Source organism: Pseudomonas sp. NFX71 (assembly GCF_048079215.1).
Classification (GTDB): Bacteria; Pseudomonadota; Gammaproteobacteria; order Pseudomonadales; family Pseudomonadaceae; genus Aquipseudomonas; species Aquipseudomonas fluorescens_B.
In genome coordinates, this window is the sequence record NZ_CP182230.1 from 4,928,032 (window position 1) to 4,946,050 (window position 18,019).

An 18,019-nucleotide genomic window follows, 5' to 3' on the forward strand; every position below is an offset into this window, starting at 1 on the left:
ATTTGCGGCGATCGCCAGCCTCCCGGTTATTCTGGTAGCTGTGCTGATCATCCTCAACGTACGCCAAGAGGCACGGGAAACGTTTAGCGACAGCAGTGGACGGGAGATCCGTCAGGTCGAAAACGCCATGCAACTGTTCTTCGAAGGCATCAGCCAGAATGTCGCCTACCTGGCCGAACATCCGCAATTGCAGAGTATTGATGCCAGTCTCAAACGATATATGGCGAGTGACGCGGCCCAAATGCCCATGGGCGAGCATGATCAGCAACTGTTTCAGCTGTTCTCGGGGTTGGCCAGGAGTCATTCGGCCTATGCCTATCTGTCACTGGGTACTGAAGACGGCGGTTACGTGTTCTGGCCGGGTGATCCCAAGCTCTCCGGGTACGATCCTCGTACACGGCCCTGGTACAAAACTGCGATGGCGCAGCCGGGCAAGACTCTACGAACTGATGCCTATTACTGGGCGGCCGACGATGTGGTGCTGGTCAGCACCGTCCAGAGCTTCACCAATCGCCTGGGCAGTAATGTCGGGGTGGTGAACATCGACGTCTCGCTCAAGCAATTAACCGACCTGGTCAAGCAGATCAAGCTTGGTGACAGCGGCTATTTGCTGTTGATGGAAGGCAATGACACGGTACTGGTCGATCCGAATGAGCCGTCCCACAACTTTAAAAAGCTCAGTGAGCTGGGTGATGGTTACCGCGAGTTAAGTGAAGCCGGCAAGGGGCTGGTTGAAGTCAAACTGGCGGGCGAGCGCTACATGGCTTTTGTTTGGCCGTCCGAAGCGCTGGGCTGGCGCTTTGTCGGTGTGGTCCGGGAAAGTGAAGTGATGGCCGGTGCCACTCGATTGACTTGGATCATTGCTGCGATCGCCTTGGTCTGCGCCGGATTTTTTGCCATGGGCGGAGCCTGGTTTGCCGGGTTGATTGTCAAGCCGATTCGGAGCGTGGCTAGCGGTCTGGAAGGAATCGCTCAAGGTGAAGGCGACCTGACTGCACGTCTGGCAGTGCGTGGGCGGGATGAAACGGCGCAGTTGGCTGGCTGGTTCAACCAGTTTCTCGAAGCGATCCGAACGTTAATCCAGCGCATCGGCCAGGCAGCGGGGCAGATTCACAGCAGTTCCGGCAGCGCCACTGAAGTCTCGGTGGAAATGGCCGACGTTGCGTCTCGTCAGCGTGAGGCGGTGGACATGGTGTCCACCGCGTTTCATGAGATGGTGGCCACGTCCAATGAAGTCGCGCGCTCCTGCAGCCGGGCTGCCGACTCGGCCGATAATGGACAGCGCCAGGCGCATACCGGGCAGCAGCAAATCGATGCAGCAGTGAACAATGTCGGGCGTCTGAGCCAAGAGATTGAGCACTCCGCCCAGGCGATGGAGCAACTTGAAAAAGACAGTAACGACATACAGTCGATTCTCGGCACGATTCGTTCGATTGCTGAACAGACCAACCTGCTGGCGTTAAATGCTGCCATCGAGGCGGCACGTGCCGGTGAGCAGGGTCGCGGTTTTGCTGTGGTGGCCGATGAGGTGAGGGCGTTGGCCAAGCGCACCTCCGACTCCACGGGTGAGATCGATGGCTTGCTCGGTAATCTGGCACGGCGTACCCATCAGATGGGCAAGCAAATGCACGCCAGTCTGGAGGTGTCGCAGGAGACGGTGGTGTCGATCAATGAAGCGCGGGTCAGTTTTGGGTTGATCCGCGAATCGGTGGATGTGATCCGTGACATGAATACGCAGATCGCCACGGCGGCAGAGGAGCAGCATCAGGTGGCCGAAGACATCAACCGGCACATCAGCCAGATTCACGGTGATGCGCAGTTGGTTTCCAGTCTTGCAGATTCTACCCGGCAGGATGCGAAGAACCTGACCGCATTGTCCGAGACATTGAATCAGTTGGTGAGTCGTTTCAGAACGTGAGCAGGAGAGGCAGCGGTGCGGATACACGCCGCTGCCGTTTGATTGAGTCAGGCGAGGACGGGTAGCGCGCCCATCTTGCCGTGGCAATACACCAGTGGCCCTGCGTTCTGCTGGGGCACGATCAGGTTCTTCACCGCGCCGACCATGATCGCGTGGTCGCCCCCTTCGTATTCGCGCCACAGCTCGCATTCGATCACCGCCGTGGCGTTAGCCAGAATCGGGTTGCCCAGTTCACTCAAGGTCCATTCGATGCCTTGGGCCTTGTCCTTGCCTTTGCGCGCGAAGGCATAGGCTTCGCTCTGCTGGCCGCCGGACAGGACGTGAATGGCAAAGCGTTTGTTCTTGATCAGAACCGGATAGGAATCGGAGCTGTAGTTGGGGCAGAACAGCACCAGGGCCGGGTCCATGGACAGCGAGCTGAAGGCGCTGGCGGTAAGGCCGACGATTTGGTCGTCGTCATCCAGCGTGGTGATCACAGTCACTCCGGACGGAAACGAACCCATCACTTGTTTGTAGATGGCGGCATCGATCATGGGACGGTCCTCTGGCGGTGAAACAGGTTTTATGGGTTTGTAGGTCTGATGGTATACCGTAATACATCGTTTGCAAGGGCTTTTTCTTTTCCCCGATAAACGCACGTATTGGGCATTAAGCCCAATGAATACGGGCTTTTAATGGAATTTGTTGGCGTTCATTTATCGGGATTAGGGATGCTAAAAGACCCGATCAGCCTTGTTTAAAAGTTGGAATACCATAATATGACTCGCATCTGAGGGACCGCCAAAGAGCGTCCCCGGTTTGGCTTCGTACAACAATAAGATCAGACAAACTAGAGTTCATGCACATGTCCCAGATGTCCCGGCAAGACCCCCTGATCGAGAATCACACGGTCGATTACGTCCCACTCGCGGAACGCCACGGGAAGGCCCGCGACCTTTTCACTTTATGGTTCAGTACCAACATCGCGCCCTTGCCCATCGTGACCGGCGCCATGGTGGTTCAAGTGTTCCATCTCGACCTGTTCTGGGGGCTGTTGGCGATTGCGCTCGGGCACATGGTCGGTGGCCTGGTGATTGCCCTCGCGTCGGCCCAAGGTCCGCGCATGGGGATTCCGCAGATGGTGCAGAGCCGCGGACAGTTCGGCCGTTATGGTGCGTTGCTGATCGTGTTCTTTGCGGCGATCATCTACATCGGCTTTTTCATCTCCAACATCGTCTTGGCCGGCAAGTCCATTGTCGGCATTGCGCCTTCAGTTCCGGTGCCGGCGAGCATCCTCATCGGTGCGCTCAGCGCTACCGCAATCGGGGTTATCGGTTACCGCTTCATTCACACCCTCAATCGCATCGGAACCTGGGTCATGGGCAGTGCCTTGCTTGCCGGTTTCCTTTACATCTTCGCTCACGACCTGCCGGCGGACTTCTTCACTCGCGGCAGTTTCAACCTGTCGGGCTGGCTGGCAACGGTGTCGTTGGGGATCATCTGGCAGATCAGCTTCTCGCCGTATGTATCGGACTACTCGCGTTACCTGCCGGCGGATATCGGGATCGCCCGTCCGTTTTTCGCCACGTATCTGGGCGCGACCTTGGGCACCATTCTCTCGTTCACCTTCGGCGCGGTGGCGGTGTTGGCCACTCCAGAAGGCACCGAAGCGATGGCCGCGGTGAAGCAATCCACCGGCTGGCTGGGGCCGATTCTGATGGTGCTGTTTTTGCTCAACATCATCAGCCACAACGCCTTGAATCTGTATGGCGCGGTGCTGTCGATTATCACCTCGATCCAGACCTTCGCCAGCCAATGGACGCCGAGCATCAAGGTGCGCGTGGTGTTGTCGAGTGGGGTGCTGGCGGGGTGCTGCTTCGTCGCATTGGGCGCTTCCGCAGACTTCATCTCGCAGTTCATCGGCCTGATTTTGGCGCTGTTGCTGGTGCTGGTGCCTTGGGCGTCGATCAACCTGATTGATTTCTATCTGATCAAGCGTGGCAGCTATGACATCGCCTCGATCTTCCGTGCGGATGGCGGGATTTACGGGTGTTTCAATCTGCATGCGATCGTTGCGTATTTCATCGGGATTATTGTGCAGCTGCCGTTTGCCAATACGTCGTTGTATGTCGGGCCGTATGCCAATCTGGTGGAAGGTGCTGACCTGTCGTGGCTGGTGGGGCTGGTGGTGACTTGTCCGTTGTATTATTGCCTGGCTACCCGCAGTCAAGCGCAAGAGCGCAAAGCTTCCAGACTCGGTTATGCCGATTAATCAAACCCGTCTTCTGTTCGTCTGAGATGCCCGGCCTGTGCCGGGCATTTTCGTTTGGATGGTGAACAGAGGGAGAGCTGAAGGCGCACATTTGATCGGTGCCGAGCTTGAATGCTGTGTCCACTAAAGCTTCATTGCGTGAGCTCGCTGGAGAAAGCGGCTGGTCAGGCGATGATGGTGTTGGCTGAAGGATGTATTCGCGAGGGAAGATACACATTGGTTCGGGGCAGGGCACGGATGCTGTGTTCGTGGCGATACCGGGAGGTTTAAACGATGAGTCAGGCAGAGGGATAGTGAGATCAAAAAAAAGGCCGCTGCAACCCGACGTTGCAGCGGCCCGAGGGTGACAGATCAATCACAGCCCACTGGCATGGACCGGCGCCAAATCAATGAGCCCCAGCAGCCTTGTTCAGATCACTCTCAGCCCATTCGGTATACACGCAAGCATCCGCAGTGGCCCAGCGCACCCGAACCGGATCGCCAGTCTTCAGAGGCATGCCGGCGGCGGAGAGCGCCTTGACGGTCATCGAGGTACCGCCGGAAGTCATCACGGTGCAGGTCTGGCTTTCACCGAGGAACAGCACTTCGCCCGCAATGGCCGACACTTCATTCCAGCCTGCCGCTAGCGGTTCCTGAACCGCTTGCTCGACGCTCAGCGCCAAGGCTTTTTCCGGACGCACCATCAGCAGTACATCCTGATCGGTTTGCAATCCTGCGGTCAGTCGAATCGACAACGATTGCCCTTCAAACGTAGCGACCGCATTGCCTTGAGCCTTGAGCTTGAGGAAGTTCGAGTTGCCAAGGAACGAAGCAACAAAGGCATTCGGCGGGTTCTGGTACAGGTCGTAACCGCTGCCCAAACCGACGATCTTACCGTGGCTGAAAATTGCGATGCGCTGGGACAGGCGCATCGCTTCTTCCTGGTCGTGGGTCACGTAGACAATGGTGATGCCCAAGCGCCGATGCAGCTGGCGCAGTTCGTCTTGCAAGTCTTCACGCAGCTTTTTATCCAGGGCGCCAAGGGGTTCGTCCATCAGCAGGATGCGTGGCTCGTAGACCAGGGCTCGAGCGATGGCGACCCGTTGCTGCTGGCCGCCGGAGAGTTGCGATGGGCGACGATGCGCAAATTGCTCAAGCTGCACCAGTTTGAGCATCGCATCGACCCGGCGTTCGCGCTCCGCGGTGGCCAGTTTGCGAATGGCCAGCGGGAACGCGATATTGTCGCGCACCGACAGGTGTGGGAACAGCGAATAACGTTGGAACACCATACCGATGTCACGCTTGTGCGGCGGTACGTTGACCAGCGACTGGCCATTGACCAGGATCTCGCCGCTGCTCGGGGTTTCGAAGCCGGCGAGCATCGACAGCGTTGTACTTTTACCTGAGCCGCTGGAGCCGAGGAACGTGAGGAATTCACCGTCCTTGATGTCCAGCGAGATGTTGTCCACGGCGGCAAAATCGCCGTAGTACTTGTTCAGGTTGCGCAGGCTAACCAACGGTTGGTCGTTCTGATGCGCGGAATCTTTGATCACTGCACTCATGTCGTACTCCTGGGCGCTCAGGCGCTGATTGGATTGCGCCGGCGAAGGGCGGCGGCGATGACCATGACCAATACCGAGAGGCCGATCAGCAGCGTCGAGGCGACGGCGATCACGGGCGTCAGGTCCTGGCGCAGGGTGGTCCACATTTTCACGGGAAGGGTTTGCAGGGTCGGGCTGGCCATCATCACGCTAAGCACCACTTCATCCCAGGACACCAGGAACGCAAACAGGGCACCGGCCACCATGCCCGGACGAATCGCCGGAAAGGTCACCTTGAACACTGCTTGCAGGCGCGAGGCGCCACAGATCACTGCGGCATCTTCAATGGACTGATCGAACAGCTTCAGCGAGTTGATGATCGAGATGATGGTGAACGGCAACGCAACAATCACGTGGCTGACCACGAAAGCGAACATCGTGCCGGTGTAGCCCAGTTTCAGGAACAGCGCATACACCGCCACCGCGATGATCACCAGCGGCACGATCATTGGCAGGGTAAACAGGCCGTAGAGCATTTCCCGTCCAGGGAACCGTCCGCGTACCAGCGCAAAAGCGGTCGGCAGGCCCAACGCCACAGCAAAAAAGGTGGTCAGTACCGCGACTTTGAGGCTGGCCACGGCCGCGTTCATCCAGTCAGCGTTAGAGAAGAACTGGCCGTACCATTTCAGAGTCCAGCCCGGTGGTGGGAACACCAGCCACTGGGAGGAACCGAATGACAGCAGCACGATGAACACGATCGGCAGCAACAGGAACAGCGCGATCAGTCCGGTGGTGAGGTACAGGCCCAAGCGCATCCGGCGGCTCATGGCATTAGGGGTCAGGAGCATGACGGCTTACCTCGCGTTGCTGGCGCCAACCGGGGATTCCGGCTGGAGCTTCAGGTAGAAGTAGAACAACACCAGCGTAATGACAATCAGCAACGCGGCGCCGGCGCTGGCCAGACCCCAGTTGAGGAACGACTGCACCTGCTGAATGATGAATTCGGGCAGCATCATGTTCTGCGCGCCGCCCAGCAGTGCCGGGGTCACGTAGTAACCGAGGGACATCACAAACACCATCAAGCCACCGGAGAACAGCCCCGGCCGACACAGCGGCAGGAATACCCGGAAGAAGTTGGTCCACGGACTGGCGCCGCAAATCGAGCCGGCTTGCAGAATCATCGGGTCGATGGCCTGCATGGTCGCCTGCAGCGGCAGCACGATGAACGGGATCATGATGTAACTCATGCCGATCACCACGCCGGTGAGGTTATGCACCATCTCCAGCGGCTGATCGATGATGCCTATCGCCATCAATGCTTTGTTGATCACCCCGGACGCCTGCAACAGCACAAGCCAGGAGTAGGTCCGCGCGAGAAGGCTGGTCCACATCGACAGCAGCACGATGTTGAGGATCCAGCGACCCCAGCCACGTGGCACCAGGGTAATCGCCCAGGCCAGCGGAAAGCCCAGCAGCAGGCTGAACAGCGTCACCAGCCCGGCCACCGAGAACGTGTTGAGCAAGACTCGGGCGTAAGCCGAGTTGGCGAACAGCTGCTCGTAGTTGCCAAGACCCGGGCTCGGCTCCAGCACGCCACGCAGCAACAGCCCAATCAGCGGCGCCAGAAAAAACAGGCCGAGGAACAGCAGGGCGGGAATCAGGTTGCTCGAACCGCGCCAGCGCTGCGCCAGGGAAGGGGATTGCTTCATCACAGCCGCCTTGCCGGAGGCCGAACCGGCAGCGCCAATGGCGCTCCCGGTCGGAGTAGGTTGAAGGGGGGCTGCTGTCATTTTCATTTGACCAGCCATTCGTTCCACCGTGTCGCGATGGCCGGACCGTTTTTGGCCCAGTACGCGAAATCAAGAGTGATCTGATCCTTAGCGTAGGCAGTCGGCAAGTTAGGGGCCAGCACTGAGTCCAGGCGCGCCACGCTGTCGACGTTGACCGGCGCATAGGCGGTCAGGTTGGAGAAGTCAGCTTGTCCTTTGGCGCTGCTGGCGTTGGCCAAAAACTTCATGGCTGCGGCCTTGTTTTTCGAGCCTTTAGGTATGACCAGAATGTCGGCCATGACCAGGTTCTGTTTCCAGCTCACGCCCACCGGCGCGCCATCCTGTTGCAGGGCGTAGATCCGACCATTCCAGAACTGGCCGATGCTGGCTTCACCGGAAGCGAGCAGTTGTTGCGACTGTGCGCCGCCACCCCACCAGACGATGTCTTTCTTGATGGTGTCGAGTTTTTTGAAGGCGCGATCCAGATCCAGCGGGTAGAGCTTGTCGGCGGCTACGCCATCGGCCAGCAGGGCCAGTTCAAGCACGCCGGGGCTCGGCCATTTGTAAAGGGCGCGTTTACCAGGGTAGGTTTTGGTGTCGAACAGTGCAGACCAGTCCTGCGGCTTTCCACTGCCTAGCTTGCCTTCGTTGTAGCCGAGGACGAAGGAGAAATAGAACGAACCGACGCCATGGTCAGAGACAAACCGCGGGTCGATTTTGTCGCGCTGAATAACGTTGAAATCGAGGGGTTCGAGCAAGCCTTCGGCGGCGGCGCGCAGGGCGAAGTCGGCTTCGACATCGACCACGTCCCATTGCACGTTGCCGCTTTCGACCATGGCTTTGAGTTTGCCGTAGTCGGTCGGGCCATCCTGGACTACGGTAATGCCGCTGGCTTTGCTGAACGGATCAGCCCAGGCCTGCTTCTGTGCATCCTGGGTGCTGCCGCCCCAACTGACGAAGTTGACGCTTTCAGCCGCCATGACCACGTGACTGGCCGTGGCCAGTAAGCCTGCGAACAGTACTGCGGTTGCACGTTTGTTCAACACCATTTTCACGCCCTCATTTGTTGTGTTTTTGAGCGGGCTTGGTAATGCCCGCCTATCGGGAGCAGTAGGTCCATCTGGCCTCTAAAGGCGACCGTGCCAAGGGCTCTTATTGGTGCTTTCCCTGGCGGGCGCACTTGGCTGAATCGTTCGGTCTATGGAATATCATATTATGGTATTCCAAACTTTGTGCAAGCACTTTGCCTTACCGGCTATCAGCCAAAAATGTTTTTTTTCCGTCAGGCCACGGGTAGCGGCCTTCACGTTTATAGAAAGAAGCCAGGAATCATTCGGTGAAAGGGATGCTTTCCACGACTTCCAGGTTGTAACCGGTCAAACCCGCGTATTTCAGCGGCGGGCCAAGATGACGCAACTTGCCCACGCCAAGATCCTGCAGAATCTGCGCGCCGGTACCCACTTCAGAATAGATGCGCGATTGGGAGCGGCTGAATTGTTTGGGCGCCTGGGTGAGTTGCGGGACGCGTTCGAGGAGCGCTTGCGACGACTCATGATTGGCCAGCACCACCACCACGCCACGACCTTCCTCGGCTACTCGCTGAAGCGCTGCCCACAACGTCCAGTTGGACGGCCCGCTGTATTCGGCGCCCACCAGATCGCGCAGCGGATCGATCACATGCACGCGCACCAGCGTTGGTTCGTCCCGGTGCAATTTACCCATGACCATTGCCATGTGGACTCCACCTTCAATGCGGTCTTCAAAGGTGATCAGACGGAAGGTGCCGTGTACAGTGGGCAGTTCACGTTCACCGATCCGCACCACGGTGTGTTCGGTGCTGAGGCGATAGTGGATCAGGTCGGCGATGGTGCCGATCTTGATCGCGTGCTTGCGCGCGAACACTTCCAGGTCCGGGCGGCGAGCCATGGTGCCGTCATCGTTCATTACTTCGACGATCACCGAGGCCGGGGTGAAGCCGGCCAGGCGTGCCAGGTCGCAACCGGCCTCGGTATGACCGGCGCGAGTCAGTACGCCGCCTTCCTTGGCGCGCAGCGGGAAAATATGGCCGGGTTGCACGAGGTCGGCGGGCCCGGCATTAACGGCAACCGCGGCTGCCACGGTGCGCGCCCGGTCGGCGGCGGAGATGCCGGTGGTCACGCCCACGGCGGCCTCGATGGACACGGTAAACGCGGTACTGAACACGCTGCCATTGCTCGGCACCATCTGCTCCAGCCCAAGGCGTTGGCAGTGGTCGTCGATCAAGGTCAGACAGATCAGGCCGCGTGCTTCCCGGGCCATGAAGCTGATGGCCTCGGCCGTGCAGCAATCGGCGGCCAGCAGCAGGTCGCCTTCATTTTCCCGGTCCTCGTCATCGACCAGGAGCACCATCTTGCCTTGGCGATAGTCTTCGATGATTTCTTCGATGCTGTTGAAGGCCATGTTGGGATTCTCAGTGTTTGATGGAAATATTATGTGGTATACCATAATACAAAATAAACTGAGAGGTCACTATGAAGGCGTACTGGATTGCTCATGTCGATGTCACCGACCTCGATCAATACAGCCAATACACCCAGCGGGCGCCAGCGGCCTTCGCGTTGTATGGCGGACGGATGTTGGCCCGGGGCGGGCGCAGCGAAGCGCTGGAAGGCGGGCCCACGCCGCAACGCAACGTGGTGATTGAATTCGACTCGTACGAACAGGCGCTGGCCTGCTACCACTCAGAGCAGTATCAAGAGGCGAAACGGCACCGCGAGGGCGTGGCCCGGGCTCAGATCATCATTGTCGAGGGCGTGGCGCCCTGAGGGCCGCGTGTAGAAACAGACTCAGCGAATGAAGTGGATCTTGCCGGTATCATCGTTGCCGATGTAGATGCCATACACCCCGGCCTGGCGTTCCTCGATATAGCGTTCGAGGATCTGCCGGATCGCCGGGTAGTAGATGCTGTCCCAAGGGATGTCCTCGGGTGCGAAGAATTTGTAGTCGAGGGTTTCCGGCCCGTACTGCCCGGTGATCTCCAACGCAACGGCGCGGAAGATGATGTACACCTCGCTGATCTTCGGCACGCTGAAGATCGAGTAGGGCGAGAGAATTTCCGCGCGCACGCCGCTCTCTTCCCAGACTTCGCGCAGCGCCGCCTGCTCGGTGGTCTCGCCGCCTTCCATGAAGCCGGCCGGCAACGTCCAGGTGCCAGGACGCGGCGGGATGGCGCGCTGACATAGCAAATACTTGCCGTCCTGCTCGATGATGCAGCCGGCAATGATTTTCGGATTGACGTAATGGATGTAGCCGCAATCGCGGCACATCAGGCGCTCGTGCGTATCGCCCGGCGGCAGCTGGTGACTGAGGTCACTGCCGCCGCACTTTGGACAAAAGCTCGGGCTGAACATTTTTAGCGACCTATACGCGGTTCTTTAAGCGCGATGGGCAGGGTGATTGCCGGGATCGCCCCGGTTTCTTCCTGTTTGCGCTTGAGGTAATCGAGAGCGACGGTTGCAGCGGCGCGCACGTGATCGACGCAAGCCTGGTGGGCGGCGAGGGGATCGCCACTCTTGATGGCCTCGACCATGCGTTCCATTTCCTGATTGCTGGCGCCACGACGGTTTTCCTGGGATACCGAGGTCGCCCGCAAGTAGCTGATTCGCGCCTGCAACTGGCGCAGCTGAGTGGCCGCCACATGGTTGCCGGAGCCTTCGAGCAGGACATCGTAGAAACCCTGAACCGAGTCGATGACCTGTTGCAGTTCACCTTCCTTGAGGGCCTTGCGGTTTTCCTCCAGGGCTTTTTCCAGGGCCTTGATGTCCTTGGCCTTGGCACGCAGGGTGAACAGCTGGACGATCAGGCCTTCGAGCACGCAACGCAGTTCGTAGATATCGACGGCATCGGCCAGGGTAATGATGGCGACACTGGGCCCTTTGGCGTCGGCGAACTCCACCAGGCCTTCGGATTCCAGGTGACGCAAGGCCTCGCGAACGGAAGTGCGACTGACCCCCAGGCGATCACACAAATCGCGTTCGACCAAGCGGTCTCCCGGCATGAGCTGGAAGTTCATGATGGCGCTTCGCAGTTTATCCAGCACGATTTCGCGCAGGGTAACGGGATTGCGATTGACCTTGAAGCTGTCGTCGAGTGGCAGGCGTTTCATGGGGTCCGCTCTGAGTGTGGCTGTCCATGCAAAAAGAGCACTTCGATCGCAAGAATCTCTGTGCTCGGTCAGATCAAACAGCCAAGGGTTAACTGGAGGCCTCGGCATCGGCTTCGGCGAAGGCTTCACGGGCGAGCCGGAAACTGTCTACGGCAGCGGGAACACCGCAATAAATACCGACCTGAAGCAGAATTTCGCGTATTTGTTCACGACTCAGCCCGTTACGCAAGGCGCCGCGTACATGCAGCTTGAGTTCGTGAGGCCGATTGAGGGCCGAAATCATTGCCAAGTTTATCATGCTGCGCTCTTTAAGCGACAAACCCTCACGGCCCCAGACATGGCCCCAGCAGTACTCGGTGACCATCTCCTGCAATGGCTGGGTGAAGTCGTCGGCGTTCTCGATGGACCGGTTCACGTAGGCTTCGCCCAACACCTGGGTGCGGATTTTCAGGCCTTTTTCATATTTTTCATTGCTCATCGCTGTGCGCTCCCAAAATCGTCGAGCCCGCCCATCAAGGTGTATTTGAGCTCCAGATAATCTTCGATGCCGTACTTGGATCCTTCACGGCCCAGCCCCGAAGACTTGATCCCGCCAAAGGGCGCGACTTCAGTGGAAATCAGCCCTTCGTTGATCCCGACCATGCCGTATTCCAGTGCTTCACTCATGCGCCAGGCCCGGCCCAGATCGCGGGTGTAGCAGTAAGCTGCGAGGCCGAATTCGGTGTCGTTGGCCAAGTGCACAGCCTCGGCTTCGGTGTCGAAGCGGAACACTGCGGCCAACGGGCCGAAGGTTTCTTCTTGAGCGACTTTCATGTCACCGGTCACGCCAGCCAGTACGGTTGGCTGGAAGAAGCCGTGCCCCAGTGCATGACGTTCACCACCGCAAAGCAGTCGGGCGCCTTGGGAGAGGGCGTCCTGAACGTGGTCTTCGACTTTGGCCACCGCGCGTTCGTTAATCAGCGGGCCTTGAGTGACACCTGCCTCGAAACCACTGCCAACGTTCAGTTGCGCCACGCGCTCGGCCAGTCGCGTGGCAAAAGCATCATGAATGCCACTTTGCACCAGGAAGCGATTGGCACAGACACAGGTTTGCCCGGCATTGCGAAACTTGGCGATCAGCGCACCTTCTACGGCGCGCTCCAGATCAGCATCGTCAAACACGATGAAGGGCGCGTTGCCCCCCAATTCCAGCGAGACTTTTTTCAGCGTTGGCGCGCACTGCGCCATGAGCAACTTGCCAATGGCGGTGGAGCCGGTGAACGACAGTTTGCGCACCAGCGGGCTGGCGGTCAGCTCGCCGCCGATGGCCACGGCGTTGCCGGTGATCACATTGAAAATGCCCGGTGGAATCCCGGCCTGTTCCGCCAACGCGGCCATGGCCAGCGCCGAGAATGGGGTTTCCGGTGCCGGTTTTACGATGCACGGGCAACCGGCCGCCAGCGCCGGGCCGGCCTTGCGGGTAATCATCGCCGCCGGGAAATTCCACGGGGTGATGGCCGCGACCACGCCGATCGGTTCCTTGCTGACCACAATGCGCGCATCGGCTTTGTGACTGGGAATGGTGTCGCCGTAGATGCGTTTGGCTTCTTCGGCGAACCACTCGATGAAGCTTGCGGCGTAAAGGATTTCACCCTTGGCCTCCGCCAAGGGCTTGCCTTGTTCCAGAGTAAGGATTTCTGCCAGGGCATCGGCGTGCTCGAGCATCAGCGCGTGCCAGCGTTTGAGCGTCTGGCTGCGCTCTTTGGCGGTCAGTGCGCGCCAGGCCGGCCAGGCTTTGTTGGCGGCGGCGATGACCTGACGAGCTTCTGCGGCGCCAAGGTTGGGCACCTGGCCGATCTTTTCGCCGGTGGCCGGGTTGAAAATGTCCTGACAGACGCCATCGGGCGCATCCAGCCACTGGCCGTCGATGTAGGCCTGCTGGCGGAACAGTTGCAAGGCTGCTGGGCTCATGCCGGCTCCCATAATAGAAGTAAAAAAGGGCCGCACCGGGGGGGGGTAGACGCAACCCAAATGTAGACGTCAGGCCAGTGTGGGCAGCGGGCCCAGCTTGCCTTTGTGATAGATCATCGGCGTGACCGGTTGCTCGGGCAGAATCAGGTTCTTCACCGCGCCGACGATGATCGCGTGATCGCCGCCGTCGTATTCACGCCACAGTTCGCACTCGATGATCGCTGTGGCTTTGCGCAGCAGCGGGTTGCCCAGCTCGCTGAGGTGCCAGTCGATGCCTTTGGCCTTGTCCTTGCCTTTGCCCGCAAACGCATAGGCTTCGGCAGTCTGGTCGGCCGACAGCAGATGAATCGCGAACTGCTTGCTGTCACGCAGAATTGGGTACGTGTCCGAGGCATAGTTGGGGCAGAACAGCACCAGTGCCGGATCAATCGACAGCGCACTGAAGGCGCTGGCGGTGATGCCGACGATGCCACCGTCCGGGTCCAGGGTGGTGACCACCGTGACCCCGGATGGGAACGAGCTCATGACGTCTTTGTAAATGCCGGGTTCGATCATGTCGGCGGTCTCCTAGCGCATCACGAAGGGATCAGGCATGGGTGCCTGAGAGAGGTTGATCCACACCGTTTTCAGCTCGGTGTAGGCCAGCACCGAATCGATGCCGCTCTCGCGTCCATAGCCGCTGTTCTTGAAGCCGCCGATCGGCGCCATGGCCGAGACAGCGCGGTAGGTGTTGACCCAGATAATTCCTGAGCGAACGTCCCGGGCCAGGCGATGGGCACGCCCCAGGTCGCGGGTCCAGATGCCGGCGGCGAGGCCGAACTGCGAGTCGTTGGCAATCGCCAGCGCTTCGGCTTCATCTTTGAAACGGATGACCGAGGCCACTGGACCGAACACCTCTTCCTGCATGATCTTCATCGAGTTGCGGTCGCATTCGAACAGGGTCGGCTCATAGAACCAGCCATCCCCCAGATTCTCTGGACGCTTGCCGCCTAGACGCAGACGCGCACCTTCGGCCACGGCATCGGCTACCAAGCCTTCGACCACGGCCAGTTGTTGCGCAGTGGCCATCGGGCCCATTTCGCTGCTGTCTTCCTGCGGGTTGCCGATGCGGATGCGCTTGGCACGTTCGACCAGACGATCAACGAACTCATCGTAGATTTCGTCCTGCACCAACAACCGCGAGCCGGAAACGCAGCTCTGGCCTGATGCCGCATAGATCCCGGCAATCGCACCATTGATCGCGCTGTCGAGGTCAGCGTCGGCAAAGATAATGTTCGGTGATTTGCCACCCAGTTCCAGCGACAGCTTGGCGAAGTTCTCGGCGCTGCTGCGCACCACATGCCGGGCCGTGGCAGCGCCGCCGGTGAAGGCGATCTTGCGCACCAGTGGATGGCGGGAGAGGGCGGCGCCGGTGCTTGGGCCGTAACCGGTGACGACGTTGACCACGCCCGGCGGGATACCGGCTTCCAGCGCCAGACGCGCCAGCTCCAGAATGGTTGCTGAGGCGTGCTCGGACGGTTTGATCACAATGGTGTTGCCTGCCGCGAGGGCCGGCGCGAGTTTGATCGCCGTCAGGTACAGCGGGCTGTTCCAGGGAATGATCGCCGCGACCACGCCCATGGCTTCATGCACCGTATAAGCAAACAGGTCCGGCTTGTCGAGGGGCAGGGTGCCGCCTTCGAGCTTATCGGCCAGGCCCGCGGTGTAGTGGAAGAACTCCGGCAGGTAACCGACCTGACCGCGGGTTTCGCGAATCAGCTTGCCGTTGTCGCGGCTTTCCAGCTGCGCCAGTTGTTCCTTGTTTTCGGCGATCAGGTCACCGAGGCGCCGCAGCAGTTTGCCGCGAGCGGTGGCGCTGAGGCCGCGCCAGGCCGGGCTGTCGAAAGCCGTCTGCGCAGCCTGCACGGCGCGCTCGACATCGGCTTCGTCGGCATCGGGCAATTCAGCCCAGGCTTGAGCCAGGGCCGGGTTCAGGCTTTCAAAGGTCTTGCCGGAGAGGGCATCGACCCATTCACCGCCGATGCACATCTGGAAGCGTGCGAGTGTCATGCAACGATCCCCTTTATTTGGTTTTGTCGGGCGTTTGCCGTGTCGAGAAACTCCAGCAACAGCTGGTTGACCAGGCGCGGAGATTCTACGGGCATCATATGCCGCTGTTCGGCGAGCACGGCAACTGTCGCGCCGGGAATGCGTGCGGCCAATTGCTCGGCCATTTCCGGTGTCGAGCCCGGGTCCAGTTCACCGGTGGCGATCAGAGTCGGCACCTGAATGCTGGCCAGATCGTCAGCGCGGTACATGTCCTGGGTCGCGAACAGCTCATAGGTGGTCAGGTAACCTTGTGGGTCATTGTCTGCCAGGGTTTGGCGCAAAGCTGCGATCTGCGCCGGGTTGGCCGCCTGATATTCGCGGCTGAACCAGCGTGACAGGGCGGCTTCGGCGTTGGCATCCGGTCCGTGTTCGGCCGCTTGAGCGGTGCGGGCGATGACGCCGGCACGCTGTTCGGGACTGCGATTGAACACGCTGTTGAGCACCACGAGGCCTTGCAGGCGTTGCGGGTAATGCAAGGCAAATGCCCGTGCGACCAGCCCACCCATGGAAAAACCGATCACCGTCGCCTGGGGCAATTGCAGGTGATCGAGCAGCTCCAACAACTGGTCGGCATAGCCGAGCAGGGGGGTGCCGCTTTCCGGGCGCGGGCTGGCGCCATGGCCCAGCATGTCGTAGGCAATCACGCGGTACTTCGTGGCCAGGCCAACGACCTGGCCGCCCCACATTTCTTTGTTCAGGCCCACGCCGTGGATCAAAACCACGGGCTGGCCTTGGCCGGTCGCCAGGTAACTGGTGCCAGCCGGGGTGAGTTCAGCGGTGAGCCGAATCATGGAGCGCTCCTGCATGCCTTTTTGTTGTTCTTACCGACCTTGATTACTGGGCGTTTTCAGCCGCCAGCTCTTCCAGATCGATGTATCGGTTGCCGATGCGTGGGTGCAGGCGGCCGCCATCGGCGCAGCCCAGAACCACCACGATTTCGTCGGCACGCGGTGCATCTTCAATCTGCATTTCCAGGGTGATGTAGTGCGAACGCAGGCCTTCGTCGTCCTTGTGCATCATCGGGATCTGGATCGAGGTGCCTGGGCCGCCGCGCTTGTTGGTGAAGCTGAGGTAGCTCTTGGCTTTCACCGCTTCGCGGTAATGGTTGCCGAAGCGCAGGGTATGGATGACGGCGGAGGCGTGTTCGATTTCACCGTCGGCGCCCACTACGGCGGCCTTGCCATAAGCCTCGATCTTCTCGGCGCCCCCGATGATGCCCACCAGACGCTCGACCATCAGCGCACCGAGGTCGGAGCAGTTGGCGCGAATTTCCGGCTTCAGGTCTTCGACAAAGCCGCGACCCAGCCAAGGGTTTTTCATCACGACGGCCAGCCCGACCATGGTCACGGGCTTGTCGGCAGCCTTGCCTCCTTCGATAAAGGTTTCTTCGACGTAGCTGACGATCTTGCGGATTTCGAAACTCATGAGCTGCTCCGTGTAGGGTAAGAGTGTCTGTGCGTCTGATGGTATACCATAATACCGGAAGCACAAGTCCCTGAAACGGGTTTCTGGTCGGAAGGCGATAAAAGGAGGGCTGGGCTATTGCTGCAGTTGCCTGGAACACATCGCTTGCGGCAGGACGGGTTCTATCGTTTCTGTAGCTGTCGATAGTCGGTGATTCGTATCAAACCCTGCGTACTGAACAGACCCGATCCAAGATATTTCGTAACGGAAAGTCCAAGTGGCGTGTGTTGGAACAATCACATTTCTTCGTCTTGATATGCCCAAAAAACAAGTCCAGAATCAAGTCCATTCCTGTTTTAGGAATAAAAGAAACCCCTAGATTTCAATGGGTTGGACGCCAGATGTGAGTCTCGTTTCCCGCTCCAGATGTTGTTTTGCAGAGCTCCATTGGGCGCTGCAAAGCTAGAAAAATAGAGGCTTCGGCCTCTTTTTTCGTTCCTGCGATTTCTATCGATATCTACCAGCAGCCACGGATTTTAAGTACATCAATAAGTACCTCGAAATCCGGGTTTTGCTCGTAGCAGTTTCCAGATAGATGATGCATCGCCGGACCCGTACAACTCTCCTCAATCGAACGAGACGAGGGGATGTACCCATGCCGTTGACCGATACGGCAGTTCGTAACGCCAAACATTACGGAAAAACTACACCCTCAAGGATATGGATGGGGTGTACCTGTTCATCGGCGCCAAAGGCGGAAAACGCTGGCATTTCCGTTTCTATTGGCCAGGCCGGCAGGTTCGTATCTCACCGGGCAGTTATCCGGACATCAGCCTCAAGAGTGCGCGAGGCACGAGACCAGGCCCCACCTTGGTGGCACAGGGAGTTGTTTTCCGTGCAAGCAGGAAGGAGGAGCATCTGGCAGCTTGTGCTGCGGGCCCCCTTCATCTCGTGGAATCGGGATGAGTTATGAAT

General features: G+C 59.2%; 18 protein-coding genes and 1 pseudogene. 5 read left to right on the plus strand and 14 right to left on the minus strand.

Annotation, left to right across the window (positions count from 1 at the left end):
• Nucleotides 1–127: 127 nt before the first annotated feature.
• Nucleotides 128–1,012, plus strand: a pseudogene (locus ACM1ZW_RS23050) (cache domain-containing protein); the annotation flags it as partial.
• A gap of 201 nt (nucleotides 1,013–1,213) precedes the next feature.
• A complete protein-coding gene (locus tag ACM1ZW_RS23055; RefSeq protein ID WP_416740832.1) occupies nucleotides 1,214–1,918 on the plus strand; it encodes a methyl-accepting chemotaxis protein in 705 nt (234 codons plus the stop codon).
• A gap of 47 nt (nucleotides 1,919–1,965) precedes the next feature.
• Here the strand turns inward: ACM1ZW_RS23055 and ACM1ZW_RS23060 are convergent, their stop codons facing one another.
• The gene (locus ACM1ZW_RS23060) at nucleotides 1,966–2,451 is read right to left on the minus strand and encodes a flavin reductase family protein (RefSeq protein WP_416739422.1); all 486 of its coding nucleotides are present in this window, start codon (nucleotides 2,449–2,451) and stop codon (nucleotides 1,966–1,968) included.
• A gap of 311 nt (nucleotides 2,452–2,762) precedes the next feature.
• Here ACM1ZW_RS23060 and ACM1ZW_RS23065 point away from each other — a divergent pair, with 311 nt between their 5' ends.
• Complete coding sequence (locus ACM1ZW_RS23065) at nucleotides 2,763–4,169, plus strand: purine-cytosine permease family protein (RefSeq protein ID WP_414883665.1); 1,407 nt, start codon at nucleotides 2,763–2,765, stop codon at nucleotides 4,167–4,169.
• A gap of 386 nt (nucleotides 4,170–4,555) precedes the next feature.
• Here the strand turns inward: ACM1ZW_RS23065 and ACM1ZW_RS23070 are convergent, their stop codons facing one another.
• The 5 genes from ACM1ZW_RS23070 to ribBA form a co-directional block, all read right to left on the minus strand.
• On the minus strand, nucleotides 4,556–5,710 hold the full coding sequence (locus ACM1ZW_RS23070; RefSeq protein ID WP_416739423.1) for an ABC transporter ATP-binding protein: 1,155 nt from the start codon (nucleotides 5,708–5,710) through the stop codon (nucleotides 4,556–4,558).
• Between the two features lie 17 nt (nucleotides 5,711–5,727).
• The gene (locus tag ACM1ZW_RS23075; protein ID WP_414883667.1) at nucleotides 5,728–6,537 is read right to left on the minus strand and encodes an ABC transporter permease; all 810 of its coding nucleotides are present in this window, start codon (nucleotides 6,535–6,537) and stop codon (nucleotides 5,728–5,730) included.
• A 6-nt stretch (nucleotides 6,538–6,543) separates the two neighbouring features.
• Nucleotides 6,544–7,497 carry an ABC transporter permease gene (locus ACM1ZW_RS23080; RefSeq protein WP_416739424.1) on the minus strand — a complete coding sequence of 318 codons (954 nt, stop codon included), beginning with the start codon at nucleotides 7,495–7,497 and terminating at the stop codon, nucleotides 6,544–6,546.
• Nucleotides 7,482–8,507, minus strand: a complete 1,026-nt coding sequence (locus ACM1ZW_RS23085) for an ABC transporter substrate-binding protein (RefSeq protein WP_416739425.1) — start codon at nucleotides 8,505–8,507, stop codon at nucleotides 7,482–7,484. Before ACM1ZW_RS23085 ends, ACM1ZW_RS23080 begins: the two co-directional genes overlap by 16 nt.
• A gap of 280 nt (nucleotides 8,508–8,787) precedes the next feature.
• Complete coding sequence (gene ribBA / locus ACM1ZW_RS23090) at nucleotides 8,788–9,897, minus strand: bifunctional 3,4-dihydroxy-2-butanone-4-phosphate synthase/GTP cyclohydrolase II (protein WP_414883670.1); 1,110 nt, start codon at nucleotides 9,895–9,897, stop codon at nucleotides 8,788–8,790.
• 71 nt (nucleotides 9,898–9,968) lie between these two features.
• Between ribBA and ACM1ZW_RS23095 the strand changes: the two genes are divergently transcribed.
• Nucleotides 9,969–10,262, plus strand: coding sequence for a DUF1330 domain-containing protein (locus ACM1ZW_RS23095; RefSeq protein WP_095152784.1), 294 nt, complete (start codon nucleotides 9,969–9,971; stop codon nucleotides 10,260–10,262).
• A gap of 21 nt (nucleotides 10,263–10,283) precedes the next feature.
• Here the strand turns inward: ACM1ZW_RS23095 and ACM1ZW_RS23100 are convergent, their stop codons facing one another.
• From ACM1ZW_RS23100 to ACM1ZW_RS23135, 8 genes are all read right to left on the minus strand, one after another.
• Nucleotides 10,284–10,847, minus strand: coding sequence for an NUDIX hydrolase (locus tag ACM1ZW_RS23100; RefSeq protein WP_416739426.1), 564 nt, complete (start codon nucleotides 10,845–10,847; stop codon nucleotides 10,284–10,286).
• A 2-nt stretch (nucleotides 10,848–10,849) separates the two neighbouring features.
• Entirely contained in the window at nucleotides 10,850–11,602 is a 753-nt protein-coding gene (locus ACM1ZW_RS23105) for a GntR family transcriptional regulator (RefSeq protein ID WP_095152786.1), read from the minus strand.
• Nucleotides 11,603–11,690: 88 nt separating this feature from the next.
• Nucleotides 11,691–12,080: a 4-carboxymuconolactone decarboxylase gene (gene pcaC / locus ACM1ZW_RS23110; protein ID WP_414883672.1), complete on the minus strand. Its 390-nt coding sequence runs from the start codon at nucleotides 12,078–12,080 to the stop codon at nucleotides 11,691–11,693.
• Nucleotides 12,077–13,552: an NAD-dependent succinate-semialdehyde dehydrogenase gene (locus tag ACM1ZW_RS23115; RefSeq protein WP_416739427.1), complete on the minus strand. Its 1,476-nt coding sequence runs from the start codon at nucleotides 13,550–13,552 to the stop codon at nucleotides 12,077–12,079. The genes pcaC and ACM1ZW_RS23115 overlap by 4 nt, the downstream gene beginning before the upstream one ends.
• A gap of 69 nt (nucleotides 13,553–13,621) precedes the next feature.
• The gene (locus ACM1ZW_RS23120) at nucleotides 13,622–14,107 is read right to left on the minus strand and encodes a flavin reductase family protein (RefSeq protein WP_074877285.1); all 486 of its coding nucleotides are present in this window, start codon (nucleotides 14,105–14,107) and stop codon (nucleotides 13,622–13,624) included.
• A gap of 12 nt (nucleotides 14,108–14,119) precedes the next feature.
• Nucleotides 14,120–15,601 (minus strand): aldehyde dehydrogenase, encoded by a 1,482-nt coding sequence (locus ACM1ZW_RS23125; RefSeq protein ID WP_416739428.1) that lies wholly within the window; start codon nucleotides 15,599–15,601, stop codon nucleotides 14,120–14,122.
• Nucleotides 15,598–16,431: an alpha/beta fold hydrolase gene (locus ACM1ZW_RS23130; RefSeq protein ID WP_414883675.1), complete on the minus strand. Its 834-nt coding sequence runs from the start codon at nucleotides 16,429–16,431 to the stop codon at nucleotides 15,598–15,600. The genes ACM1ZW_RS23125 and ACM1ZW_RS23130 overlap by 4 nt, the downstream gene beginning before the upstream one ends.
• Before the next feature lie 43 nt (nucleotides 16,432–16,474).
• Nucleotides 16,475–17,065, minus strand: coding sequence for an amino acid synthesis family protein (locus tag ACM1ZW_RS23135; RefSeq protein ID WP_018927718.1), 591 nt, complete (start codon nucleotides 17,063–17,065; stop codon nucleotides 16,475–16,477).
• 699 nt (nucleotides 17,066–17,764) lie between these two features.
• On the opposite strand from ACM1ZW_RS23135, the gene ACM1ZW_RS23140 reads away from it, so the two are divergent.
• Entirely contained in the window at nucleotides 17,765–18,010 is a 246-nt protein-coding gene (locus ACM1ZW_RS23140; protein ID WP_416739429.1) for an Arm DNA-binding domain-containing protein, read from the plus strand.
• Nucleotides 18,011–18,019: the final 9 nt, after the last annotated feature.